The 23,183-nt window shown below is 40.8% G+C and carries 22 protein-coding genes, 2 tRNA genes and 1 pseudogene; 16 read left to right on the plus strand and 9 right to left on the minus strand.

Going from position 1 to position 23,183, the window contains the following annotated elements; all coding sequences use genetic code 11:
• Window positions 1-74: 74 nt before the first annotated feature.
• Entirely contained in the window at window positions 75-1,103 is a 1,029-nt protein-coding gene (locus FN831_RS26745) for a hypothetical protein (protein WP_142531279.1), read from the minus strand.
• Entirely contained in the window at window positions 1,103-2,059 is a 957-nt protein-coding gene (locus FN831_RS26750; RefSeq protein ID WP_142531280.1) for a nucleotidyltransferase family protein, read from the minus strand. Before FN831_RS26750 ends, FN831_RS26745 begins: the two co-directional genes overlap by 1 nt.
• 1,121 nt (window positions 2,060-3,180) lie before the next feature.
• Between FN831_RS26750 and FN831_RS26755 the strand changes: the two genes are divergently transcribed.
• Window positions 3,181-3,597 carry a DUF4259 domain-containing protein gene (locus FN831_RS26755; RefSeq protein ID WP_142531281.1) on the plus strand — a complete coding sequence of 139 codons (417 nt, stop codon included), beginning with the start codon at window positions 3,181-3,183 and terminating at the stop codon, window positions 3,595-3,597.
• Between the two features lie 37 nt (window positions 3,598-3,634).
• Here the strand turns inward: FN831_RS26755 and FN831_RS26760 are convergent, their stop codons facing one another.
• The 3 genes from FN831_RS26760 to FN831_RS26770 form a co-directional block, all read right to left on the minus strand.
• Window positions 3,635-3,973, minus strand: a complete 339-nt coding sequence (locus tag FN831_RS26760) for a HepT-like ribonuclease domain-containing protein (protein ID WP_142531282.1) — start codon at window positions 3,971-3,973, stop codon at window positions 3,635-3,637.
• The gene (locus FN831_RS26765; protein WP_142531310.1) at window positions 3,960-4,271 is read right to left on the minus strand and encodes a nucleotidyltransferase family protein; all 312 of its coding nucleotides are present in this window, start codon (window positions 4,269-4,271) and stop codon (window positions 3,960-3,962) included. The genes FN831_RS26760 and FN831_RS26765 overlap by 14 nt, the downstream gene beginning before the upstream one ends.
• 211 nt (window positions 4,272-4,482) lie before the next feature.
• On the minus strand, window positions 4,483-4,908 hold the full coding sequence (locus FN831_RS26770) for a VOC family protein (protein ID WP_142531283.1): 426 nt from the start codon (window positions 4,906-4,908) through the stop codon (window positions 4,483-4,485).
• Between the two features lie 334 nt (window positions 4,909-5,242).
• On the opposite strand from FN831_RS26770, the gene FN831_RS26775 reads away from it, so the two are divergent.
• The 6 genes from FN831_RS26775 to FN831_RS26800 all read left to right on the plus strand — a co-directional run bounded on the left by FN831_RS26775 (window position 5,243) and on the right by FN831_RS26800 (window position 12,368).
• The gene (locus FN831_RS26775) at window positions 5,243-6,370 is read left to right on the plus strand and encodes a TlpA disulfide reductase family protein (protein WP_142531284.1); all 1,128 of its coding nucleotides are present in this window, start codon (window positions 5,243-5,245) and stop codon (window positions 6,368-6,370) included.
• A gap of 103 nt (window positions 6,371-6,473) precedes the next feature.
• Entirely contained in the window at window positions 6,474-7,202 is a 729-nt protein-coding gene (locus FN831_RS26780; RefSeq protein ID WP_142531285.1) for a serine hydrolase domain-containing protein, read from the plus strand.
• 140 nt (window positions 7,203-7,342) lie between these two features.
• Window positions 7,343-9,616 (plus strand): histidine kinase dimerization/phosphoacceptor domain -containing protein, encoded by a 2,274-nt coding sequence (locus FN831_RS28020; RefSeq protein WP_142531286.1) that lies wholly within the window; start codon window positions 7,343-7,345, stop codon window positions 9,614-9,616.
• A gap of 46 nt (window positions 9,617-9,662) precedes the next feature.
• Window positions 9,663-11,567 carry a sigma 54-interacting response regulator gene (locus tag FN831_RS26790; RefSeq protein ID WP_142531287.1) on the plus strand — a complete coding sequence of 635 codons (1,905 nt, stop codon included), beginning with the start codon at window positions 9,663-9,665 and terminating at the stop codon, window positions 11,565-11,567.
• Between the two features lie 152 nt (window positions 11,568-11,719).
• Window positions 11,720-12,256: a pyridoxamine 5'-phosphate oxidase family protein gene (locus FN831_RS26795; protein ID WP_142531288.1), complete on the plus strand. Its 537-nt coding sequence runs from the start codon at window positions 11,720-11,722 to the stop codon at window positions 12,254-12,256.
• 39 nt (window positions 12,257-12,295) lie between these two features.
• Window positions 12,296-12,368 (plus strand) — tRNA-Lys (locus FN831_RS26800).
• Window positions 12,369-13,154: 786 nt separating this feature from the next.
• Here FN831_RS26800 and FN831_RS26805 read toward each other — a convergent pair.
• Window positions 13,155-13,886: a DNA-formamidopyrimidine glycosylase family protein gene (locus tag FN831_RS26805; protein ID WP_142531289.1), complete on the minus strand. Its 732-nt coding sequence runs from the start codon at window positions 13,884-13,886 to the stop codon at window positions 13,155-13,157.
• 133 nt (window positions 13,887-14,019) lie between these two features.
• Between FN831_RS26805 and FN831_RS26810 the strand changes: the two genes are divergently transcribed.
• Together FN831_RS26810 and FN831_RS26815 are read left to right on the plus strand one after the other, a co-directional pair.
• Window positions 14,020-15,699: a GMC oxidoreductase gene (locus FN831_RS26810; RefSeq protein WP_142531290.1), complete on the plus strand. Its 1,680-nt coding sequence runs from the start codon at window positions 14,020-14,022 to the stop codon at window positions 15,697-15,699.
• Window positions 15,700-15,708: 9 nt separating this feature from the next.
• Window positions 15,709-16,326 (plus strand): gluconate 2-dehydrogenase subunit 3 family protein, encoded by a 618-nt coding sequence (locus FN831_RS26815; RefSeq protein WP_142531291.1) that lies wholly within the window; start codon window positions 15,709-15,711, stop codon window positions 16,324-16,326.
• Between the two features lie 230 nt (window positions 16,327-16,556).
• On the opposite strand, the gene FN831_RS26820 is transcribed toward FN831_RS26815, so the two are convergent.
• Both FN831_RS26820 and FN831_RS26825 read right to left on the minus strand, forming a co-directional pair.
• A complete protein-coding gene (locus FN831_RS26820; protein ID WP_221931420.1) occupies window positions 16,557-16,898 on the minus strand; it encodes a hypothetical protein in 342 nt (113 codons plus the stop codon).
• A gap of 67 nt (window positions 16,899-16,965) precedes the next feature.
• The gene (locus tag FN831_RS26825) at window positions 16,966-17,535 is read right to left on the minus strand and encodes an RNA polymerase sigma factor (protein WP_246101786.1); all 570 of its coding nucleotides are present in this window, start codon (window positions 17,533-17,535) and stop codon (window positions 16,966-16,968) included.
• Between the two features lie 407 nt (window positions 17,536-17,942).
• On the opposite strand from FN831_RS26825, the gene FN831_RS26830 reads away from it, so the two are divergent.
• A complete protein-coding gene (locus FN831_RS26830) occupies window positions 17,943-18,209 on the plus strand; it encodes a hypothetical protein (protein ID WP_142531292.1) in 267 nt (88 codons plus the stop codon).
• Between the two features lie 14 nt (window positions 18,210-18,223).
• On the opposite strand, the gene FN831_RS26835 is transcribed toward FN831_RS26830, so the two are convergent.
• Entirely contained in the window at window positions 18,224-19,246 is a 1,023-nt protein-coding gene (locus tag FN831_RS26835) for a phosphotransferase enzyme family protein (RefSeq protein WP_142531293.1), read from the minus strand.
• A gap of 107 nt (window positions 19,247-19,353) precedes the next feature.
• Here FN831_RS26835 and FN831_RS26840 point away from each other — a divergent pair, with 107 nt between their 5' ends.
• The 6 genes and pseudogenes from FN831_RS26840 to FN831_RS26860 all read left to right on the plus strand — a co-directional run bounded on the left by FN831_RS26840 (window position 19,354) and on the right by FN831_RS26860 (window position 23,168).
• A complete protein-coding gene (locus FN831_RS26840) occupies window positions 19,354-19,866 on the plus strand; it encodes a cupin domain-containing protein (RefSeq protein WP_142531294.1) in 513 nt (170 codons plus the stop codon).
• Between the two features lie 147 nt (window positions 19,867-20,013).
• Window positions 20,014-20,086 (plus strand) — tRNA-Lys (locus FN831_RS26845).
• 248 nt (window positions 20,087-20,334) lie between these two features.
• Window positions 20,335-21,555: a site-specific integrase gene (locus FN831_RS26850; protein WP_142531295.1), complete on the plus strand. Its 1,221-nt coding sequence runs from the start codon at window positions 20,335-20,337 to the stop codon at window positions 21,553-21,555.
• 126 nt (window positions 21,556-21,681) lie between these two features.
• A pseudogene (locus tag FN831_RS28535) lies at window positions 21,682-21,846 on the plus strand (ORF6N domain-containing protein); the annotation flags it as partial.
• 18 nt (window positions 21,847-21,864) lie between these two features.
• Window positions 21,865-22,149, plus strand: a complete 285-nt coding sequence (locus FN831_RS28540) for a hypothetical protein (protein WP_246101788.1) — start codon at window positions 21,865-21,867, stop codon at window positions 22,147-22,149.
• Window positions 22,150-22,583: 434 nt separating this feature from the next.
• Window positions 22,584-23,168 (plus strand): Crp/Fnr family transcriptional regulator, encoded by a 585-nt coding sequence (locus tag FN831_RS26860; protein ID WP_142531296.1) that lies wholly within the window; start codon window positions 22,584-22,586, stop codon window positions 23,166-23,168.
• The last annotated feature ends 15 nt before the right edge of the window (window positions 23,169-23,183 follow it).

Below are 23,183 nucleotides of genomic sequence, written 5' to 3' on the forward strand. Positions count from 1 at the left end.
GGTCAGTTTGCACCGAAACAGAGGGGTCAATTTGGAGCGGAATAGAACGTCAGTTTAATTGCGGAATGATAGGGTCAGTTTTGCCGAAACTCCCAACCTATCGCACCAAGCCCTAGAATGAGTATCTTCTTTTCTGTCAAACTATCGGAAAGCTTTCCTCTGCCAAAAAAATAGTTATAACTGCTATTTTTCGTTTCTTCCCACAAGATAGGCTGATCCTTTAATTTCCAAGCATAATGCCTGGTGCCTTTAATGCGTTCAATATAATTCGGAAATTTACCTTTCTCTATAGTTATCATCTCCCAATGAATTTCTGATCCATTGACAATGGGGTAGCCCAAGAGTAATGTAAGCTTGCCATAAGTAATATCAGAAAGACTGCGCTCCGTAGATCGCAAATAATCCAGGAACTGATAAGAAAAATATCCTGTCAGTTCCTCCCAGTTTTCTATTGCAAATCGCCTATTCCTAATGGGCGGTTTATCCATAAAAAGATAGATACCCTGATATTTCTCCATAGCGTTATACATTCCACTCCACTTACAGGAAATCTCTTTTTTTCCGGCCTCAACAGATTGCAGGATGTAAGTCCTTGTGACCACATCTTTGACTTTTCCTGCTTGCAGTTCTGAAAACTCAATTTTTCCAAAATCTCCATTTTTAAAAGAATGATCGAGTTCAGTAAACAGCATCACAGATTTAACTCCATTCACCGCAGATGTGGGAACTACAATGTGTTCATAATGGGGATCGACTTCCTGCTTAATCAGGTACTTTAGCATCCAAGCTTTCAAAGCCCCGAAATCCAGTAGCAGTTTTTGCGCTAAATCAGGTGAATGAAGGGTGTGGACACAAATTGAACCATCCCAGTTTACATGGTTGGTCTCAATCAATCCCTTGTTGATGAAGCGTATCGTTTCAGAGTCATGAAATTTCTGGGGATACTGTGAGAGGATTATTACCTCAAATACCTCCGTGCGATCTTCCACAGTAACTGTCACAATACCTTTGATGGTTTCGTTGTTTTCATCGAAAGGTATTGTGATTGCTACATCTTCTAATCGGGTTACGAAATCACTGATTTGCGTTAACCTCTCCATCATTATCCAAACCTTGTTGCTGGTGGTACAGAAAATCCTGCATTGCTAGAGCTATACTGATTTTTACTTTCTTCCTCTATCGGAAATTTATCATTCAAAGGAAAATAAATCTTAATATTATCGCTATTGTCTTCAATGCGGTCTATCATGTATTCCATATCAGAACTCATGTTCGACTTATCCCAATCACTCAATGAATCCGCAACCTCATTGCCTCCATTGCCCGGATCAGGCAGAGAAACCGTTTCAACATTGTCTTTGATGTACTCCATCACGATCTTTAGCTTATCCCAAAGACTACCGGAGACATCCTTTTTATCAAATGCCTTAATGGTGATCAGTTCGATAAAGAAAGACTTAGGAATCTTATTATTGTGTATCTTCCAAATCTTTAAAAGTCTGATTATCTTGCGAAGATCTACCTTATTTGCATTTTCCTTAATATTGGAAACCTGGGCGCTAACATTACTTCTAATGTAATCACTTCCCGCCTCCATTTTACCGAATTGATAATACACATAGAGGTTAAGTTTTTTATCATCTTTATATTGATCATTGTTTAGCTCCCTTCCAGGCACCACATCGACTTTAACTACATCGTTATCATCATCAGCATAAAACTCAATCCCAATAGAAACTTTCTGCTTGCGTACAATTGCCTCGCCACTGTATTTTTCATTCAGAAAATCATAAACACTTTCGTACATTTCTTTAAGTGTAGAAAATGCATTCCGCTTAAAGGGAGCCATTAGATCGAAATCAAACTTCTTGTTTACAGCGGTGTTTTTAGCGTACGAGCCAGAGTTAAACGGATCATAAATTTCAACGCCATAATTATTCTTCAAAGCTGTTACTATTTCATCCCGCTTGTTCTTGTGCTTAACTAATAAAGCTTCTTCCTTACTGATCCTGTGTGTAATTAAAACATCATTAAGGTGATTAGTTCTGTTTGTTGCCATTTTTCACCTCCATGCTTAATAATTCAACTATTAATCTTAAAAACTGAGGTTTGACTCGCTCAGAGGGGCTTAACACCCAATTTTTCTTAGGAAAATTCTCCATGTCTTTGTTATTAAGTTAAGCATACTTACATCACTCATATGCCAGTGTTGGTTCGGACAAATGGATTTTTCTTGTTTGCCAGCGTAAATAATTTGAATAAATGAAAACTATTTTTATCTTTGCGCCGTTAATTAAGAAAATAACCATCGAAAGCTATCCAGCTTTCTTGCCTTGATTGTAAGCCTGCATCGATCGACCAAAATTTCTGCAAGCCCATTCTGATAATCAATCACAGTGCCAGTCAGCAATTTGTCAGTCAACTATAAATCACAGTAATAATTTGCTAATAAAATTGGAATAATTTTTGATGCCCAAGGTAAAACCAGATTTATTGCTAAAAATATTACTACAGTAAGGAAATACTTCTACATTCTTCCTCGTTTGAAATTGCATAAAATACTTTGAGTTCTTTTGTGAAATATTTTATTATTTATTTATACACACCTCACTGTCAGATATTTCATTTCATTTGAAATGTTTTCATGACAAAAATGGATATTTTGTCAGTCAATATTGAACATAGCAGTTCGGGATTACATATAAAAATGGAAAAAAAATCATTGATGATAGCTTATACTATAGCAATTGTGCATCACCCGTAAAGAATAATTTTGGTGGAGAGGTTAAGTTTTTTGAAAGAAAAAAATGTTGTTTTATCCGTATTCGAAAGAGTCAAAATGAAATTTTGTGATCTTATAATAAATCCATATCTTCAACAATAGCAATTGCAACTAAAAAATACAGACAAAAAGGTGAGTGATTCGGTGAGTCGCTTTTCAAAAACCGTCCAGATAGCCCTTAAACGCTGAAAAGTGAACGAAGTTCACATCCCAGCGGGATCACAAAAGCCTCAATGCAAATTGAGGCTTTTTGCGTTAAAAAACTTCCTCAAATTCGATTGAATTTACCATCTATTTCAAACAATTCTAAAAATACATTTTGACGCTAAATCAAAAACTGTAAATTAGAGCTCTATTATCCTACATTAATCAATTTTATTTTTCAATTGCTAAAAATTATGGGCGCTTGGGACTGCGGAATATTTGACGATGATACAGCATACGATTTTGATGGAGAAATCAAAAATAATGCAAGAGTATTCTTTAAATCTTCTTTTGAGAATGCGATATTATCAGAATATTTAGAATACGAAGAAGGCCATGCTGTTATAGTGTCTGCAGCATATATTGATAATCTCGTGAATGGAACTGAATATAGAAATGATAATGAAGAACTTAACGACGAAAGTAATGTGAATGTATTCGGATCTTTGCATAAAGATTTAGAAGTTGAAGACTTAAAAATTATAGCTGTAGACGCCTTGAAAAAAGTAATTGATAAAAATTCAGAACTAAATGAACTGTGGACGGAAAATGAGGAACTTTATCCAAAGTGGAAACAGAATATTTTAGATATTATCCATAGACTCAGTTAATCCGAACATATAATCGGGGTTTACTTTCGGCTAAAATTTAGTGCTCTAAAATAATGTCACTGATATCATTCTTTAGATCTGGGAGCTTAGATACAATAATGTCCCAAAAGATATCGTAATCTATTCCAAAATAATCATGAATCAGACGATTCCTTGTTCCTGACATTTTTCGCCACTCAATGTGAGGATACAATAATTTGAAATCAGGATCAACTTTATTGCTAGCCTCACCAATAATTTCAAGGCTTCGTACCAAAGCTCGTGAAAGAATCGGGTCATTAATTACATCTTCCTTAGTTTTCCCTGTTGTGGAGTCAATAACGAAGGAAGTCTCCTCTAGAATATGCTTTAACAGTTCTATATTAGAAGGAAACATTTTCAGCTTGGTTCAAAATATGTGGACCAATATATTTACTAAGAGATTGTGGAGTGACAACTTCAACTCTTCTGCCTAACAGGTCCTCCAGGAAAAATGACAAATCCATAAAATTATCATAACTCTTTTGTTGCGGGTCAAATTCTACTAATAGGTCTACATCACTATCAGCATGTAATTTGCCAGTAATGAAAGATCCAAACAGGCTTAAATTTAAAACACCAAAAGACCTCAACTTTTGACCATTGGCTTTAAGTAGAGATAATAATGATTGCTTATTTTGAACCGCCGCATGCATACCCAAAGATAATCAAAATTTCAGCACAAACAAGATTCTAATACCGGGCATCATACTAAGAACCTAATTTAATTGACCAAGGTTGAAATCTTGGCAATGATTGACATCTGTAGTTGAACTCCTCATCCTGTAAAGTGGCACATTCCCTAAATTATAAATATTTATAGTCAAGGAAGGTATCTATTTCTTTGACTATAGATATTTATTTAATTTAACTTGGATCAAATTCTACAATCCACTCTATCCCATATTTGTCTCTGAACATTCCGGCGTATGTTCCCCAGGGGCTATCGCCTATCGGCCCTTCAACATCCCCGCCTGCCGATAGTCCGCTAAATATCTGATCAGCCTCTTCCCTACTTTCTGCATTCACTACGATCTTTGACCGGTTTTCGCTTTCGTTTACCGGGCCCATAAATGCAGGGACATCGTTCGCAATCAAGACATTATTTCCGCCGATAGGCAAAGCGATGTACATGAGTTTATCTGCATCATGTTCTGCTATGGGAAAATCATCTGTAGCCAGCTCTTTGAAACGAACGATTTTCGTGAACTCTCCACCGAAAACCGATTTGTAAAAAGTAAATGCTTCTTCGGCATTGCCATTGAAGTTAATCCAGGGATTGATTGTTTTCATGATATTTATCTTTGAGGGTTAAAATTCCTTTGTCAATGTTGTCAGCAGATTGCCGGGATTGCTTATTCAGCTCATCCTGAAAGCTGGATCAGTATTTAACGACAAGATATTCAATTTTTCTTAAACTGTATTTGTAACGATTTAAACATAATCGCATTTGATTTGGAGTTGCAGGCGGAAAACCAGACATTGGAACAATAAGGACTAAATGATAAAGATCTTGACCAATAGCCTGTCTTTCGATGATATGCTAAACAGTAGCAAGTCAACTATTTGTTGAGAGCTTAAGATAAATCACAATAACTAGAACCACAGATAAAACAAGAATATTAGAATGCTAAAATTTGCGCTCACTACACTGGCATGTTTGCCTACTATCCTATTTGCCCAAAATTCAACCTTCACCGTTCAGGGTAATGTAGGTACCATGAATGCCCCGGCTAAAGTCTATCTGGAGTACCAAAAAGATAAGCAGAAATTTATTGACTCTGTTGAGTTGAAAGATGGAAAGTTCAAATTCACCGGCCGAACCGGCCTGGTGCCTGCCGGTGCGTACCTCACTTACAATCCCAAGGGAACAGGTCTCGCTGGCCATAAAGATTATAAATATATCTACATAGAGCCTGGTACGATCAACGTGACCACATCCGATGTGCTGGCACATGCAAAAATTGACGGGCCGAAAACCAATACTGAAAATGCAATTTACCGCACTGCATTACAGTCGGTAAACGACGGTTATAAAGCTATGGCTGAAAAGGAAAAGGCCGCCGGCGACCGGGCTTCCACTCCTGAGTTTATCAAACAGGCTAAGCTTGAAGAAAAAGCCCTAGACAAAATGGAAAGCGACATCAGTATGAATTTTATTAAGGCTCATCCTGACTCATTCATCAGCTTGGATGCTTTACAAATGTTTGCCTACAGTGCAGATTATAGGGAAATCGCTGATTTATTTAACAGCATGACTCCGGAAATCAAAGCTTCTCCGGAAGGTGCAAAGTTTGCAGCAATACTGCCAAGACTCAAAGCGGTGGCTTTAGGCGCGACAGCACCTGAATTTGCTGAAGCTGATACTGCTGGTAATGTAGTGAAGCTGTCTTCTTTTCGTGGTAAATATGTACTAATTGATTTTTGGGCCTCATGGTGTGGACCCTGCCGCGCAGAAAACCCTAATGTGGTTAAAGCCTATAACAGTTATAAAAACAAAAACTTTACGATTATCGGCGTATCACTTGACCGTCCAAATGCAAAAGAGAACTGGCTAAAGGCTATTCACAAAGATGGCCTCACCTGGACCCAGGTGTCTGACCTTAAGTTCTGGGACAGCAAGACAGCTGGCATGTATGGCGTAAGGGCTATTCCGCAGAATTTTCTTGTTGATCCAAATGGTAAAATTGTAGGTAAAAACCTGCGCGGTGACGATTTGAACAATAAACTGGCGGAACTATTAGGGAACATTTAAACTTCGCCCGGACCTTCCAGGCGGCATAAATTTTAACAAATGCTATTCCATCTTACGATCTGAGCTCTTTCTGATTTAACTGAAAATTCATTATTTTTAGATCATGAAGAAAGGCTTTGTTATTTGTATCGCCAAGGCCCTGATCTGTATCACATGTCATGCTCAAACACCGGATGCAAAAGCCGATAAGTACCTTGAAATTCTTCTCGCTGAAACGGGAGAAGTATTCTATTATAATGCTACCAACTACCTCTTGGTCCAGAAGGTGATCGAGAAATATCACCGAATGCCATATGACGCATGGCTGAGGCAAGTACAGTTCCCAGCCGCAGGTATGAAAAGTACATTTTTCGCGAATTCTGATCAGGTCATAAATAACAAAGCGCCCAGTTATTCTTACTATTATCGTGACCCTTTAACTGGCGCACGTTCAGAAAGAAATCACTTACGCCAAATCCACGAAGTTTTCCCCGTTATGATGCACGCTGATGCAGGCGCTTTCAGTACGGCGCGTGACCTTAGCAGCTGGATATCGGCACTTAAAAGTGGGCGTCTTTTAAATAAATCCCAGAGCATCGCCAGTTTGTGGAAACCGGTGCGGTTAAACAACGGCCGCACTGAGGGGTTTGGCGATGCTTTTACTGGTTATGCTTTGGGATGGCCAACGATGCAGCGCAGTGCCTACCCTGCTGTCACAGCTATTGGCGGTGGCAGATGCGCAGTCATGGTTTATCCCAAAGATGATCTCAGCATCATCCTGCTGACCAACTTAAGCGGCTGCGCTCCCCAAGAAATGGCAGATGTGATTGCAGGATATTATTTAGGGCGCTAATACAGTCTCATCAGATATTTTAGCAAAAACGCGGGTTATCTTTTTGATAACTGTCATTATAAAAATGATATGCAGGTTTAATGATTTTTCGTAAATTAGGGGATAACATATCGACATAGTCACATTTCATCAGAAGGTAAATGAGAAAATCCTGCCTGTTCTTTCTTATTTTGCTCACTTCAAGCCTGATCAAAGCACAATCAACTCATCTGGAGGAACTTCCCTCACCCGTACTCAGACAAAAAATTAAAACGGGCACAGAGGATACCAACCGCGTCCAGTTTCAGCTGGCTCTTGGCAGATTACTGCTTGATAATGCATCCAGTGGAAAAGCACAGCTCGATTCATCATTTATGCTGGCAAATCAGGCAGCAACACTTAGCCGCAAACTTAATTACAACTACGGAACAATCAATTCTATGATACTTGCTGCCCTGTGCTGGAATAAAAAAGGCAATTATACCAAGGGTACAGCAGTGGCGCAGGAGGTATTGACCTTTTCTGAAAAGGTGAACAACAGCTTTGGTATGGGTGAGGCTTATATTGTAATGGGACACGCCTACAATATTTCAACTATTCCCGGACTAAAGAAAAGAATGGAATACAACGAAAAAGCGATCGCGGTATTCAGAAAGAACAATGTCACATTCAGACTGGCATCGCTTTTAAAAGATAATGCAGAACTGCTTTTTCTGGCTCAACGAAAAAATGAAGCAGTAAACCTGTTGTTCGAAGCACTGAATATCGGAAAATCCATAGGTTACCGGCGTATACACAGTACATACTGGCTGATCGGAAGAACGTCCAACGAGATGGGCGATTTCCCAAATGCAATAAAGTATAATCTGCTGGCTATTAAAACCGCAAAAGATGTAAATGATACCACTTTACAGCTTTGCAGCATCTACCACACGATGGCAGTTACTTACAGCAGTATGGGCGATTATAAGAATGCCATCCCTTACTCCCTGCTGGCACTCCAGATTGCCAGGAAATACAATAACAAGGATTACATTGCTACGGTATCCATGGTACTGGCTACGGCCTACACCAGGACAAACAGACTCGATAAGGCGTTAATGTTGCTTACAGCGGTGCAAAGAAACAGTGCCAATGATCTGGAGAGGCTTGCTGTCACCAATAATCTGCTGACCAATCTTACCTTTGCAGAACAGTTCAGATCCGCAGATATTTATGCAGCGGAAGTCAGAGCCTTACTCGGGAAAATTTCAGCGAATGATTATGAGGTATTCAGGGGCTCCTATGCCGCCCTGGCGGAATATTACCTGCACAAGAGGCAGTATGCAAACGCAAGGTTTTACAATGACAGATATGCAGAAATCGTAAACAGTATCAATTATGCTGCAGAAATCCGACTCACAGAAAAACGATATTTCGAGCTGGATTCGCTGAACGGAAATTTTAGGTCCGCCATTGTTCATTATATGAGAGCTCAGAGGATTAAAGATTCTACAGATAACATCACTAAAGCTTACCAGGTTTCGCTGCTGCTTATCGAAAATGAAACGGAAAAGAAAAATCAGCATATCGATACGCTAACCAAGCAAACACTGGCAAAAGATGCCCAGCTGAAACGTAATCAGCTGATCCAGAATGCTATGATTGCTGGTGCAGTTCTGCTGCTCATCATCACCACACTGATCTACAGTCGCTACCGCCTGAAGCAGAAAACAAATCGTAAACTCGAACTCAGCCGGCGGCAGCTGGATCAGAAAAACATCTTCCTGGAAAAACTGACCATGAACCAGGAGAAACTTCTCATAGAAAAGGAATGGCTGGTCAAGGAAGTCCACCACCGGGTTAAAAACAACCTGCAGATGGTCACCAGCCTGTTGTATTCACAGTCCGTTTACCTGGAAGATGCCAGCGCCCTGCTAGCCATCAAGGATAGCCTCAGGCGCATGCAGGCGATGTCGCTGATCCATCAAAAGCTTTATCTGGACGAAAACACTACCACAATCGACATGGCCGGATACCTTAGCGATCTGGTGCGGTACCTGCATGAGAGTTTTGATACCGACAACCGCATCACATTTGAGCAATCTGTCGAGAAGATCGACCTTGACGTATCCCAGGCAATACCTTTGGGGCTCATCTTTACTGAAAGTATTGTGAATGCGATAAAGTACGCTTTCTTAAACGGAAGTCAGGGACTGGTCAGCATTTCTCTGCAACATGCTGGGCCTGATCATTTATTACTGAAGATAGCCGATAACGGGATCGGACTTCCTGAAGGTTTTGATACAAATGAGAATAATTCGCTGGGTCTCGACCTGATGCAAGGCCTTGCAAAGCAGTTAAATGGTAGTTTCCATATTGAAAATGACAATGGCGTTCACATTACAGTACGTTTTCCTGTTTTAAAATTTGAGCTCCCCGGGCAGCAGTCCTAGTTTAAAAAATAGATAGTATAACGGTACTAAAAGCAGCTAATCAAAAATGAAAAAAAGTATACTGATTGTTGAGGATGAATTTGTTGTTGCCAACTCACTTCGACTCACACTAAAGCAAGCGGGTTATCAGGTGGCCGGCATAGCGGCATCTTCTGAAGAGGCAGATGAATACATCCAGAAGCACAAGCCCGATCTCGTACTGCTGGATATCCGCCTGAACGGGAAACGTTCCGGCATTGATATGGCCAGGATACTCAATGCGCAGAACATTGCCTTTATATACCTGTCTGCGAACTCCAGTCAGAAAATACTCGAAGAAGCAAAGAAAACTGAACCATACGGCTTTATGGTAAAACCATACAGGGAGAAAGACCTTCTGGTGGCGCTGGATATTGCATGGTACCGTCAAAAAAACAGTACAGAAGCAAGGTTGCTGCAGGAAAAGCAGCTTCAGAAACAACTGCAGGAAATTGCAGATGACACTTCATCGGATGCCAGGGGAAAGTTTCTGAGGATCACACGAGCTTTACGGGTGTTTGTACCCTTTGATCTGATCGTATCAGGAAATGGGCAGCTGCATTCTGATCAGTTTACAGATTCCGCCTATCTGCGCATTGGTTTTGACGAATTCCAGTATATTGGTGAACAGGAGTTCATGACCATAGCAGGGCTAGATAAAAACGGCCTTGTTAAAAGCTACCCGGCAGAGTCAGTGGATCAAATGTGGCAGGATTGTTTCAAAATGGAATCAAAACTGATCTTTCAGCTGGAACTGAGCACAGGAACAGTAGTTCAGTATAGCTTTTACAGCCGGCAGCGCGATCTTTACACCGAGAAACACACTGCTATATTAAAACTTTTCAGCTCCTGCCTGACAAAAGTTACTGAGAAAATGGTTCTTACGGAATCTGCAGTACATTCCAAAACACCTGTCGTCGGCAGGCCAGATCATGAAGAATCGGGGCACCTCGAATTTAACGGCATCATCGGAAACCATCCGCTCCTGCTCGCGGCACTGGACCTCACCAAGCAGGTAGCGCAATACAACACCTCGGTGCTGATACTTGGCGAAAGTGGAACAGGGAAAGAAAAAGTTGCCAGGTCTATCCATTCAATTTCTCCAAGGAGCGATGCGCCTTTTATAGAAGTTAACTGCGGTGCCATCCCTCCTACACTGATCGAGTCTGAGTTATTTGGCCATGAACGGGGAGCCTTCACCGGTGCCACTGAAAGACGAAAAGGCAGATTTGAACAGGCCGAAGGAGGTACGATATTTTTGGATGAAATTGGCGAACTGCCGTTGGAAATGCAGGCGAAGCTGCTCCGGGTTTTGCAGGAAAAGGAAATCAACCATGTTGGCAGCAATGTACCCAGAAAGGTAGATGTCAGGATCGTTGCCGCCACAAATCGTGTACTGGAAAAAGAAGTGGCAGATGGCAGGTTCAGACTTGATCTGTATTATCGGTTGAATGTATTCCCTATCACTTTGCCTCCTCTGCGTGACCGGAAAAGTGACATACCCGCTCTTGCCTCCTTTTTCGCAAACAAGTTCTGTAAAGAATTCAACAAGGACTTCAATGGCATTTCGCCCTCAATGACGGAAGAAATGGATGCTTATCACTGGCCCGGTAATATCCGTGAACTGGAGAATGTCCTTGAGCGCTCGGTTATCCTCAACGATGGAAAATCTGCACTGCACTTGAAACAAAACCTGATTGGGAAAACTGCGGAACCCCTGGAAGTATCCTACGTAGAAACACTGGATGATGTCAGGCGGCTCCAGAGAGAAACAGAGAAAGCTTACCTGGTTTCCATCCTTAAAAAAGCACAGGGACGCATACGCGGTACCGGTGGGGCGGCTGAATTACTGAATATCAAACCTACAACACTGGAATCAAAAATAGCAAAACTGGGGATCGTAAAGGGAGATATTTCAGGTTGGGGATCATGATAACGCACAGTAATCCAACAGGATGGTCTGTAATATTTAAAGTAGCTGATCAGTCAATCTGCACGTCGTTGTTATCTTCTGGTTGTGCGGATTGTAGCTCCTTTTTAAAACAAATATTTCAATCAATTGTAATGCTTTCATAAAATATAACTATGGACAGCATTAATCAAAACCAAACCGAGCAAAATCATCAAAACCTGGACAGCGCTGCTGCAATTGGAAAAATAAAAGAACTGGTAGATATTGCAAAAACCTGCTTTTTATGCACTAAGTCGTCATCGTCAGAGTCAGTTGGCACACGCCCGATGAACGTGCAGGAAATTGATGACCAGGGAACTTTGTGGTTTCTTGTAGCTAATGACAGTCATACTTATCAGGATATCAGCAGTGATTCAAATGTAAAATTATACTTCCAGGGATCCCCTCACTCCGACTTCCTGTTTCTTGAAGGCACCGCAATCCTGTCTGCCGACAAAGCCAGGATCAAAGAACTGTGGAACCCGATCATGAAAACCTGGTTCACGGATGGTGAGGACGACCAAAGGATCGCAATCATCAAAGTTTCCCCGGAAACAGGTTATTACTGGGACAACAAACACGGTAATGTGGTTGCGGGAATTAAAACGGTTATTGGAGCAGCATTAGGCAAAACTCTTGATGATTCGATCGAAGGCGATATTAAAGTTTAACATTGAAATACAAAATTTTATTATATTAGTACGGTCGATGACTCTGTAGCTCAGCTGGTAGAGCAATACACTCTTAATGTATGGGTCCTGAGTTCGAACCTCAGCGGGGTCACCCGAAGCCTCACGCCAGTGGGGCTTTTTTGTTTAAAACACTTTTTAAAGGCGCTTTTTCTCAAATAACTATTTAATTTTAGTCATTATACACCATACTAATCAGTTACCTATTCTTGTTTGAAAATTGGGTAACCGATTTACTAAAAAATCGGCCTTGAGGTGGAGTATAACGAAGAATGTGTGGTATTAGGGAAAGACCCAAAATACCTGCAAAAACTTTAAAAGTGTGAGAGAAGAAAAACCACATCAAGTTATCAGTTTTGTATTGGTTATGCAGGGCTAAACAAGTTAAGGATGGCAGAGTTCCTATTTCTGCGAGGATACAATTGAAGGTTATGGAGATGCAGAGATTTTGGAGTTGACGCATGCCGAAGTGAAAAAACCTTATGATCTTATACTCGCTGATGCCAGTAGGGATTAAAAAAAGAATCGCTTTTTAGAACCCATCAAAACGTAGCTCCTAATTAATTAGAATTGGAACGTCTGATCCATGCTGTTAGCACTAAGTTTGAAAAAAAAATAGTTACTCCTAACACTATGAGATCACCAATCAGATTGTAAAGAAAGAAGTTCTCCCTTTGCAGATTTGGATCGTATGATTTACCTGTGTATGTTTCCCGGAACGGAAATGGGAAGCCAAAACGAATTATATCCGGAGATGTGTTATTTCCATCTCCATATAATATGGTCGCTAAAGCGAACAAAAAGATAACAACTAAACTTACTGTAATTTTCCTTTTCATATCATTGGAGGTTAATATTCCCGGATTTGTAATTGAGATGCTTACTTATACAATTTCTGCTCTGACGCTGAAAAATAACTGCTGCGCTTGCTTTTACCGGTATCCTTTTTGGTCACAGGCTTACCTGTTGAGCGCGTTTCTTTCCTGGTATAAACTTCAAAGTTTTTCTTCAGCTGATCTGCCTTCTTCCATTTCAGGAAATCAAAACTGTAATCCCTGGCTTCTTTAATGATCGTTTTGAGTCTGGCCAGAGGAATTTTTCCTGCAAGGCTTTCCGGGTGTACTTCAGCACGGTACAATACTTCATTCTTGATGATATTCCCCACGCCACTAAAAATCTTCTGATCAAGTAAAACATCGGCAATCTGGCTGTCAGGTAAATCCTTCAGCTTTTTCAGCGCCTGTGCGTCATCCCATTCATCGCTCATTACATCTGTACTGAAGTCGTACATCTCATCCAGCGTTCCATCCAGCCGTTCTATGGTACACACATAAAAGTACACATCGTCATTATTAAAGTGCAGGGCCAGCTTGGGGTTTACTTTCTTGGGTTCATGAAACTGATAGCTTCCGAACAATCCAAAGTGAATCCTGATTGTAAAATCACTGAAACAGATAAAGAAATGCTTGCCCCAGGATTTGAAATCAATGATCTTTTTATGTGATAATTCTTCCATATCAATCTCTGCATATCCCGACGCTTCCGAGACGATTTTATTTTTCAAGTAGGAGATTTTTTCCTTTAAAATGACGATAGATGGTCCTTCAGGCATATTTTGATTTTGACAGAAGAACAAGCAAAAGCATACAATGTTTTTTTACAGCCCCTGCGTTATTGTCCGTATCATTCTAAATCGATATATTAGCAATACAGTACTATACTTTAATATCAACCAAATATAGCCCATGGCAGAAAACACATATGACGCAATTGTAATCGGATCAGGTATCAGCGGCGGCTGGGCAGCAAAAGAACTTACTGGTAAAGGTTTAAAAACGCTAATGCTCGAAAGAGGAAGGAATTACGAGCATATCAAAGATTATAAATACGGCACACGTCAGCCCTGGGAATTTGAACACCGCGGCAGTACGACTAAAGAACAGCAGAAAAATTATCCGGTTATACATCGTGGCTGGGCGGCTAACGAGGCAGTAATGGACTGCTGGACCAATGAACAGGATAGCCCCTATTCAGAAGTAAAACCTTTCACCTGGTGGCGAAGCTATCAGCTGGGCGGGCGCTCTACCCTTTGGGGCAGACAAAGTTATCGCTGGAGCGACTTTGACTTCGAAGCCAACGCAAAAGAAGGTTGGGCGATCGACTGGCCTATACGTTATCAAGATATTTCACCCTGGTATGATTATGTCGAGAAATTCGCCGGGATCAGCGGCGCAAAAGATGGTCTCGCACATTTGCCGGACGGTCATTTCCTCCCGCCTGTCAGCATGAATATTGTGGAAAAAGATGTCGCAAGCCGGCTCAAAAAACATTACAATAACCAGCGCCATCTAATCAACGGTCGCGTTGCCAACCTGACTGAAGCAATTCCAGGGCGCACCAGATGCCAATTCAGGGACCGTTGCTGGGAAGGTTGTCCCTTTGGTGGATATTTCAGTACGCAATCGTCTACCCTGCCGGCAGCAATGGATACAGGCAATCTTACCGTCAGGCCATGGAGTATTGTAACCCGGATTTTATATGATAAGGACAAAAAGAAAGCAACAGGTGTCGAGATTCTGGATGCAGAGACGAATCAAACCTATCAATACCATGCGAAAATTATATTCCTCAATGCTTCCTCGCTGAACTCTGCATGGGTATTGATGAATTCCGCAACTGATGTATGGAAAGATGGTTTGGGCAGCAGCAGCGGCGAACTGGGCCACAATATTATGGACCATCATTATAACCTGGGGGCCTCGGGAAGTATTGAAGGCTACGATGACCATTTTATCTATGGACGCAGGCCAACCGGATTTTACATTCCAAGATTTACCAATCTTTATGGGGATAAGAGAGAATTTACACGTGGCTTTGGATATCAGGGAGGTGCCAGCAGAGACTCATGGAGCAGGGAAATTGCCGAACTTAACGTTGGTGGCGAATTCAAAGATGCACTAGCCCATCCGGGTAGCTGGAATATTGGAATGACCGGCTTTGGTGAGATCCTTCCGTACCACGAAAATAAAATCACCCTGGATCCCCACAGAAAAGACAAATGGGGACTGCCTATCCTTTCTATGGATGCTGAGTTAAAAGATAACGAGAAGAAAATGCGTACTGCTATTACATCGGAAGCTGCGGAGATGCTGGAGGCTGCCGGTGTGAAGAATATTCGCACATGGGACAGCGGACATGCCATGGGCCATGGAATTCACGAAATGGGCACAGCCAGAATGGGGAACGATCCAAAAACATCAGTACTCAACCAACATAACCAGGTATGGGATGCACTAAATGTATTTGTAACCGATGGTGCATGTATGACCTCGTCTGCCTGTGTGAATCCCTCGCTAACCTATATGGCACTTACCGCCAGGGCATGCGACTTCGCTTTTAATGAACTGAAAAAAGGAAACCTATAATTATTGAGTATGGACAGAAGAACAGCAATTTCAAGGGTAGCCCTCATTTTAGGTGCTACAGTTATCGGTGGCGATTTATTTATCAGTGGATGTAAAAACGAACATAGTGTTGCAGGTCAGACAGTACTCAACGAATCTCAGATCAATTATTTAAACGAAGTGGCTGAAACTATTCTGCCTAAAACTGCTGCATCGGGCGGTGCCAAAGAAGCAAATGTTGGTGCCTTTATGAAAACGATGGTGCGCGACTGCTATTCAGCAGAAGAACAGGTGATATTTTTCTCCGGTCTTGAGGAACTGGAAGAATCCTGCAGGAAAATGAATGGCAAAGGTTTTTTGGAGAGCAGCGCAGCAGAAAGAAAAAAACTATTGATCAGCCTCGATGCTGTTGTAAAAGAAGACAAAAAGAAAAATGATTTATTGAAGCAGAAAGAAGCTGAGAGACAAAAAACAGCACAGGCAGGCGGCAAACCAAATTACCTGAAAAAGAATCCCCCAGCTTCTTATTATGCAATGATCAGGCAACTTTCTTTACTGGGTTACTTTACATCAGAGATTGGGTACAAGAGTATGGGCTATGTCCCGGTTCCGGGCCGTTATGACGGAAACGTCACCTCGCATATATAAAGTGTTCCAGAGGCTCACAGCTGTATCCTTCAGTGTTCAAAAGGTCACAAATAATATGAGGTTTTAACTCTGTACTTACAATCCTCAGAATATTATCGCAATCATCAAGGTCAAAGTTATGTTCTGCAATCAGCGGAAGGGCCTTAAGTAAGGGTTTCAATTGCAGTACCTGCTTCTGCGTGACTACGCTTGTTTTAAATATAATCAGATGCATATTTTCTGTTTTTATATTAACTATTTTCCGGATGGGATTTATTCCATCCGCACATTTTTTCCTTCATCTCTTCTTTGAATTCGCGCCTTTCTTCGGGTGTCATATTTTTAAAGCGTTCCACCATCTTCCTGCGGCCCCAGGGGCCTCCCCCGTGGCCTTTACCGAAGCCGAACAGGATCTTACATAAGATAAAGATGCCCATCGCCTGCCAGAAAGTAATCGGATTGACGTGAAGAATTTCGGGAAGCAAATTGTTCCAGAGCAGCATCACCACGTAGCTGATAATAGCCAGTAGGGCCGCGATACCGAAAGGAATGAGAAAGAATTTTTTTCTGTTTCTATTAAATGTATTTTTCATTTTTTTTAATTGATCTGAAGCTGATACAGTGATATAATAATTTGACTGTAAGGGATTCCTTGTGTGATTAATATTCAATAATTTCCTGGTAGAGTTGTTTTAAACGCTTACGCAGGTGCAGCACAGCATAACGCTTTCGGGATACAAGGGTATTAAACTTTACGCCTGTCCTTTCCGAGATCTCTTCAAAAGACAGATCTTCAAGCTCCTGCCAGACGAAAACCTGCTTCTGCTCTTCCGGCAATTCGTCAAGTGCCAGTGCCAGCTGTTCCCAGAACAGGCTCCGCAGATATTCAGTTTCAGGAGTGCCTACTTCAATCATCAGCATGCTGATCAGATCAGTGGTGTCATCCTCATTATCTACTTTATACATGTCCTCCAGCAGGCTTTCGCCATGTTTTTTATGCTTGTCGAGTATTCTGTTTTTTGCCACCCTGTACAACCAGGCACTGGTTTGCTCAATCGGCTGTGCATTGATTACATTGCTGAACTGGTACCAAACATCCTGCAATATATCCTCTGCATCCGCATCGCTTTTCACCTGTTTACGAATAAAGCCCATCAAGCTTTTGCCATATGCTTTAATGGTTTCTATGATGTAACTGTTCTGGTCTTTGGGCATGTATGCGGCTTTCAAAATATTCGCTGTTTCTTATAAAGACGACTGTCTCAGATAAACATTTTATATAATTTTAAATTTATTGAATTTTATTTGAATTGGTAGCACTTAAGTCCTGAGGCTTTACATGATACCATCCATATCAGGCTGCGCAAAATATGGAGTTCTCTTAAGTTTCAGTCACCGTCATAGGCTGAATACCTGCATAATCGTCCCCAAAGCACTATGACAGCCATGTGTGTTAACGAAGAGTAAGCATTTCTATGCTAAATAGCGCAGTCGGGGCGCATATATAGCGTTCCCATAGCACACTCCCCGGTCATTACCGGTATTGGAACTGCCTGATAACGGCCCTGTACAGATCAGATATCCTCCCGCTTTGTTTTTTATACTTGTTCCTGCGCGTAAATCCTTAGCTTTACCACATGGAGAATGAACGCAGTAACCCCTACACTCAATTTAACATTGAAATCCTTGAGAACTGGAAAGCCAACGGCGTAAAGTACATCAAGCTGGTAGAATTGGACACTGATCTTCCTGTCAAGTTTTTTGAACTGATTCCTGATTCAGAAATTCCTGATTCAGAGGAAACGATCTATCCTATTGGATCAGATGACATTACTGAGCTTTTGGAACCTTTGGCCAAAGTGAAGTTCCTTGTACATGATATTTATCTTGAGGAGGAGTTTTAAATCTATGCCGAGGTTTAACAATTACCAGAATAATCCCAGGCTTTATCGATATACCACTCAACCCATTTCCTGATCCAGCCCACACGCTCTTTCAAAAACTTTGGGCTAAAGAAAAAATTGGACCAGTCTTCGAAATTATCATAGTGGAAACCCATGTAAAAGATCCACCACGCATAGCCGAAACATGGGATTGATGCGATCTCTGCATCACTCAATGACCTTTCTTTCTGATAATTTTCCAAAAACACCTTAAATGACCGGTCTGCTTCCTGCTGTGACATTACGTTAAACACCACCTGCAAAAAGAAATGGGCGTAGAACGAGGCAAGATCATTAACCAGATATCCCTTTCCCGCAAAATCAAAATCGAAAAAAGTAAGCTTGTCGTCATTCTCAAAATGAAAATTCTTTGGCAGAAAATCGTAATGACAGTATCCAAATCCGAAGCAAGCCGTATCAAACCCTGCCAGCATTGCCATAACTTTTTTATTGCTTTCACGCAAATATTCATATTCGTCAGGAAGCTCAGCGAAAGCTGGTTTGACCCGTTCAAGGGTATTAATTAACATGGAATTGATATTATATTCCTTTCGTGGGTGAATGAGTTCCATCGTTGACGTCAGTTGATGCAAGCGGCCCATTTCACGTCCAACAGTGGCCAACTGAGTATTGTTCATCATCTGACAGACCTTGCCTTCTGCATAACTGAAAAGCATCCCATATCTTAATCCTTCGGCAGCATTAAATGACTGGATCTGACTTCCATTCAGATCATACAAAGGATAAGAGAAACTGGCACCTTTTTCATGGAGAATGTTCAGCAATTCAGCTTCAGCCCTGATTTCTTCTACATTTCGATGCGCAGCCCTGTAAATTTTGAAAATATAATGCTCAGCCTCGTTTGCCAAAAGATAAGTATCGCTGACGTTATGAATTAATAGTCTGCATGTCATCCCTTTTAATCCGTACAGCTCTTCAAGGGCATCTGTCAGGGCAGTTGCAGAAAGCAAAGAATACTGTGTAGGAAAAATATCCATTCAATAAAGATAGACTAAGGATCAGAATATAAAATACGATAATAAGGATTTTTACGTTTTAATTAAAACAATTACGTAAATAAATCATAAAAATATTAAATTACAAAATGTCTGAAGAAATCTTACAAACTGCTGCGCACTGGATCAAAAATTTGAATCTGCAGCCTCATCCCGAAGGTGGTTACTATAATGAACTTTACCGCTCTAAATTAGAGGTAACAAGAGTTTCCACCAGTCTGTTCAATATTTACAATGCTTGTACCTCCATTTATTACCTACTTGAAGGAAAAGATTATTCAGGCTTTCACCGGATTGCTTCGGATGAGATTTGGTATTTTCATAAGGGCGCACCACTGATGATCCATATGATTGACAAGGCAGGTATATATTCGAATCAGGAACTGTCTGACAGGGCTACAGGAAGTCTTTCTTTCCTAGTAGAGGCAGGACTATGGTTTGCAGCAGAAATCCCTTCAGGAGCCGATTTTACCCTGGTAAGCTGTGTTGTGGCGCCTGGGTTCGAATTCGCTGAATTTGAAATGGCAGATCGGACCGACCTGCTTAACCAGTACCCTGAACATGCAGAAATCATTAGCAAATTAAGCAGGGATACAGATTAAGCTTACAGAACCATTTGAAATGCCTCCGAGAAATGGATGTTTAAAAGCTTTTAAAGGATATTAGAATTATTTTTACAATTATTTTCACTTTTAATTGCAACATAATATTTAATTTCTATCTTTGCACCTCCTTAAACGAAAGGAATTGATTCCGTAGCTCAGCTGGTAGAGCATTACACTTTTAATGTAGTGGTCCTGGGTTCGAATCCCAGCGGGATCACAGAAGATAGTATCAAAACTACGTAAAAGCTTGCAAATCAAATGATTGCAAGCTTTTTTGTTTTACCGGAAAACCCAAAATATGCAATAAATCGCATAAAAAAAGTGAGTGATTCGGTGAGTAGTTTTACAAAGTGGCATACTCACTAAAAACAACGTAAGTTATTGACTTACAGAAAGTTCAATCATTGAACGACTTGATACGATTAGACTGCAAGGCTAACTTTGTTAACTTTAAATCAGTCGATTATGAAAACTAATTTCAGTCTGCTCTTCTACCTGAAGAAACCAAAAAACTATGTTAAAGGTGCTGTTCCTGTATATCTGAGGATTACCGTTGACGGAAAACCTGTGGAAATGTCCGCCAGTAGAAAATGTGAACCGGAATTGTGGAACACCAAAGCGGGCCACATGATAGGCACAAAAGAAGATGCCAAAACCTTAAATTCCTATCTCGACAAAATGAAAGCGGGCGTTAATGCTGCCCATACCACTTTATGTGTAGAAGACGCAGAGATATCCGCTGAAGGCGTTAAATGCAAATATCTGGGCAAGGCAGAAAAAACACACACCATTATGGAGGCCATTAAAATCCATAATACAAACATGGCGGCACTTGTAGAAAAGGCAGATTATGCGGAAGGCACTTTGAGACGGTTTAAGGTACTGGAAAAGCACGTTAAAGAATATCTTTTATTCAGATACCAAACAAGTGACCTCAACATCCGAAATATAGATCATGAGTTTATTGATGGTTTTGATTTCTACCTGCACACCTCGAAGGATAATGATACCAATACCGCCAGTAAGCATCTTAAGAATCTGGGGAAAATCGTCCGTATATGTCTTAGAAACAAATGGATCATCACTGATCCCTTCTTTGGTTATAAGCTGAAATCAAAGCTTGTACAAAGGGAGTACCTTACTGCGGATGAACTGCAAAACATTGCGGGCAAAAAATACAGTACAGCAAGACTTACACAAGTTCGGGATTTCTTCCTTTTTAGCTGTTATACGGGTCTGTCCTATGCCGATGTGCAAAAACTTAAACAAACCGACATACGTATAGGGATTGACGGGGAAAAGTGGCTGTTCAGCTACCGCAAAAAAACAGGTACGCCAGTAGCTGTCCCGCTTATCCCAATAGCCGCTGATATTCTGGAAATGTATAAGGATCACCCTTTTTGTGTCAATCAGAACAGGGCGCTACCGATTTCCAGCAATCAAAAGATGAACGAATATTTGGTCGAGATTGCCGCCCTGTCGGGCATCGTCAAAACATTGGGCAACCGGATCGCCAAGCGCACTTTTGCCACTACCATTACCCTGCTGAATGGTGTGCCTATCGAAAGCGTATCTAAAATGATGGGACATACCAATATACGCACCACCCAACTTTATGCAAAAATGCTGGATGAAAAGGTAAGCAGTGATATGGCACCTTTAAGACAGATTTTCGCTTCAATTTAACCCTTTCCGGTCGGCAGATGAGCTGCCGACCGTTTTAAATACTTGATAAATAACATGGAAACGAAGATCAAAATTTCTGATGAACTGGTTATGAACCAGATTTACATAATAAGAGGACATAAAGTGATGCTGGATTCCGATCTGGCTGTGCTATACGGAGTGGAAACCAAACAGCTAAAGCGGCAGGTAAAAAGGAATGCGGAGCGTTTTCCCGAAGATTTCATGCTTGAGCTAAACACGGAAGAACAGTAAATCTTAAGGAGCCAATTTGGCACCTTAAGACACGGGGCGCACTCGAAATATAACATTATGGCCTTTACCGAACAGGGCGTAGCAATGCTTTCCAGTGTGCTAAACAGTGTAAGGGCTATTGAGGTAAACATTCAGATCATCCGCATTTTTACCAAAATGCGCCATGTGCTATCCGACAATACAGAGATCAGGTTGGAAATTGAAAAGATTAAAGGGAAACTGGATAACCAAGATAAAAACATGGAAATCGTTTTTCGCTACTTAGACGAATTGCTGGAGAAACGAGAACGGCCAGCGCCAAAAAGGACACGCATTGGGTTTAAACCAGACGAACTGTATTAACTTCAGACTGTGTTCAAAGTATTACCGCTGAACCTCAACTTTTTCAAACATTCTAAGAGGGCATTCTTTGAACCAAATTATTGCATTTTTATTTGTCTCGATCGGCGTAACACAATTCCTTTGTATTATATATGTTGGGTAGATCTTTTCATGCCAAATTTATTTATCATATACTCATAATCAAAAACTGAAGAAGACGTTTGAATATGAAATGAGTTCTTGATAAATTGCTGAAGATTATGGTCAAAGTATCTTTTTATTAGGCCTGTTATATAACTTGTATAGACTATGTGTTTTTGTATGTAATAAAATAAGGGAATGTAACTTTTTATCCTTACTGGTCGTTTAGAGCCATTCGAGACAATAACTTATAATTTAAAATTGTTAACTAAAGTAGGTAACTTAGTACATAAACAACTCTAGAATATATAGTATTGGATTTAACAAAAATTGGAAATATTGTGAAGGGAATCTACCGTTATTATCCGGTATCCAATTCATCTATTGAGGAGCTCGTGTCGCATTTGAAGGAGGGGCACTTTCCTAAAAATCATTTGTTGACCCAAACAGGGGTAAAGGATAATCATGTATACTTTATAGAAGAGGGTTGTGCACGTACCTTCTTTTTTGCAGGCAATACAGAAGTAACAAACTGGTTTAGTACTGAGGGCGACATCACTTTCTCCTCCACTTCATTGTATCATGCACTTCCTTCGCTAGAATATGTTCAGCTTTTAGAGGATTCACTGATCTACCAAATGCCTATTGAAGCACTCAATAAACTTTACGAAACCAATATCGATATAGCTAATTGGTCGCGCGTTATTCACCAAGATGCACTTCTAAAAATGCAGAACTTGCGATTAGATCGGTTATCGCTATCAGCTAAAGAAAGATATGAAAAGTTCACTACAGAAAACCCAGGGTTAATCGGTCGAGTGAATTTAGGTTTTATTGCCTCTTATTTAGGAATGACACAGCAACATCTAAGCAGCCTGCGAGCTGAAGTGCGATTTTAAGATACATTAAATTTA

The sequence above is a fragment of the Pedobacter westerhofensis genome, from assembly GCF_900182595.1.
GTDB lineage: Bacteria > Bacteroidota > Bacteroidia > Sphingobacteriales > Sphingobacteriaceae > Pedobacter > Pedobacter westerhofensis.

What these genes read in the sequence shown, in the direction of transcription:
- FN831_RS26810 (WP_142531290.1), top strand. Translation starts at nt 14,020, where the DNA reads ATGGCAGAAAACACATATGACGCAATTGTAATCGGATCAGGTATCAGC.
- FN831_RS26770 (WP_142531283.1), bottom strand. Translation starts at nt 4,908, where the DNA reads ATGAAAACAATCAATCCCTGGATTAACTTCAATGGCAATGCCGAAGAA.
- FN831_RS26775 (WP_142531284.1), top strand. Translation starts at nt 5,243, where the DNA reads ATGCTAAAATTTGCGCTCACTACACTGGCATGTTTGCCTACTATCCTA.
- FN831_RS26815 (WP_142531291.1), top strand. Translation starts at nt 15,709, where the DNA reads ATGGACAGAAGAACAGCAATTTCAAGGGTAGCCCTCATTTTAGGTGCT.
- FN831_RS26745 (WP_142531279.1), bottom strand. Translation starts at nt 1,103, where the DNA reads ATGATGGAGAGGTTAACGCAAATCAGTGATTTCGTAACCCGATTAGAA.
- FN831_RS26830 (WP_142531292.1), top strand. Translation starts at nt 17,943, where the DNA reads ATGGAGAATGAACGCAGTAACCCCTACACTCAATTTAACATTGAAATC.
- FN831_RS26835 (WP_142531293.1), bottom strand. Translation starts at nt 19,246, where the DNA reads ATGGATATTTTTCCTACACAGTATTCTTTGCTTTCTGCAACTGCCCTG.
- FN831_RS26840 (WP_142531294.1), top strand. Translation starts at nt 19,354, where the DNA reads ATGTCTGAAGAAATCTTACAAACTGCTGCGCACTGGATCAAAAATTTG.
- FN831_RS26795 (WP_142531288.1), top strand. Translation starts at nt 11,720, where the DNA reads ATGGACAGCATTAATCAAAACCAAACCGAGCAAAATCATCAAAACCTG.
- FN831_RS28020 (WP_142531286.1), top strand. Translation starts at nt 7,343, where the DNA reads ATGAGAAAATCCTGCCTGTTCTTTCTTATTTTGCTCACTTCAAGCCTG.
- FN831_RS26805 (WP_142531289.1), bottom strand. Translation starts at nt 13,886, where the DNA reads ATGCCTGAAGGACCATCTATCGTCATTTTAAAGGAAAAAATCTCCTAC.
- FN831_RS26755 (WP_142531281.1), top strand. Translation starts at nt 3,181, where the DNA reads ATGGGCGCTTGGGACTGCGGAATATTTGACGATGATACAGCATACGAT.
- FN831_RS28540 (WP_246101788.1), top strand. Translation starts at nt 21,865, where the DNA reads ATGGCCTTTACCGAACAGGGCGTAGCAATGCTTTCCAGTGTGCTAAAC.
- FN831_RS26750 (WP_142531280.1), bottom strand. Translation starts at nt 2,059, where the DNA reads ATGGCAACAAACAGAACTAATCACCTTAATGATGTTTTAATTACACAC.
- FN831_RS26820 (WP_221931420.1), bottom strand. Translation starts at nt 16,898, where the DNA reads ATGAAAAATACATTTAATAGAAACAGAAAAAAATTCTTTCTCATTCCT.
- FN831_RS26790 (WP_142531287.1), top strand. Translation starts at nt 9,663, where the DNA reads ATGAAAAAAAGTATACTGATTGTTGAGGATGAATTTGTTGTTGCCAAC.
- FN831_RS26765 (WP_142531310.1), bottom strand. Translation starts at nt 4,271, where the DNA reads ATGCATGCGGCGGTTCAAAATAAGCAATCATTATTATCTCTACTTAAA.
- FN831_RS26760 (WP_142531282.1), bottom strand. Translation starts at nt 3,973, where the DNA reads ATGTTTCCTTCTAATATAGAACTGTTAAAGCATATTCTAGAGGAGACT.
- FN831_RS26850 (WP_142531295.1), top strand. Translation starts at nt 20,335, where the DNA reads ATGAAAACTAATTTCAGTCTGCTCTTCTACCTGAAGAAACCAAAAAAC.
- FN831_RS26780 (WP_142531285.1), top strand. Translation starts at nt 6,474, where the DNA reads ATGAAGAAAGGCTTTGTTATTTGTATCGCCAAGGCCCTGATCTGTATC.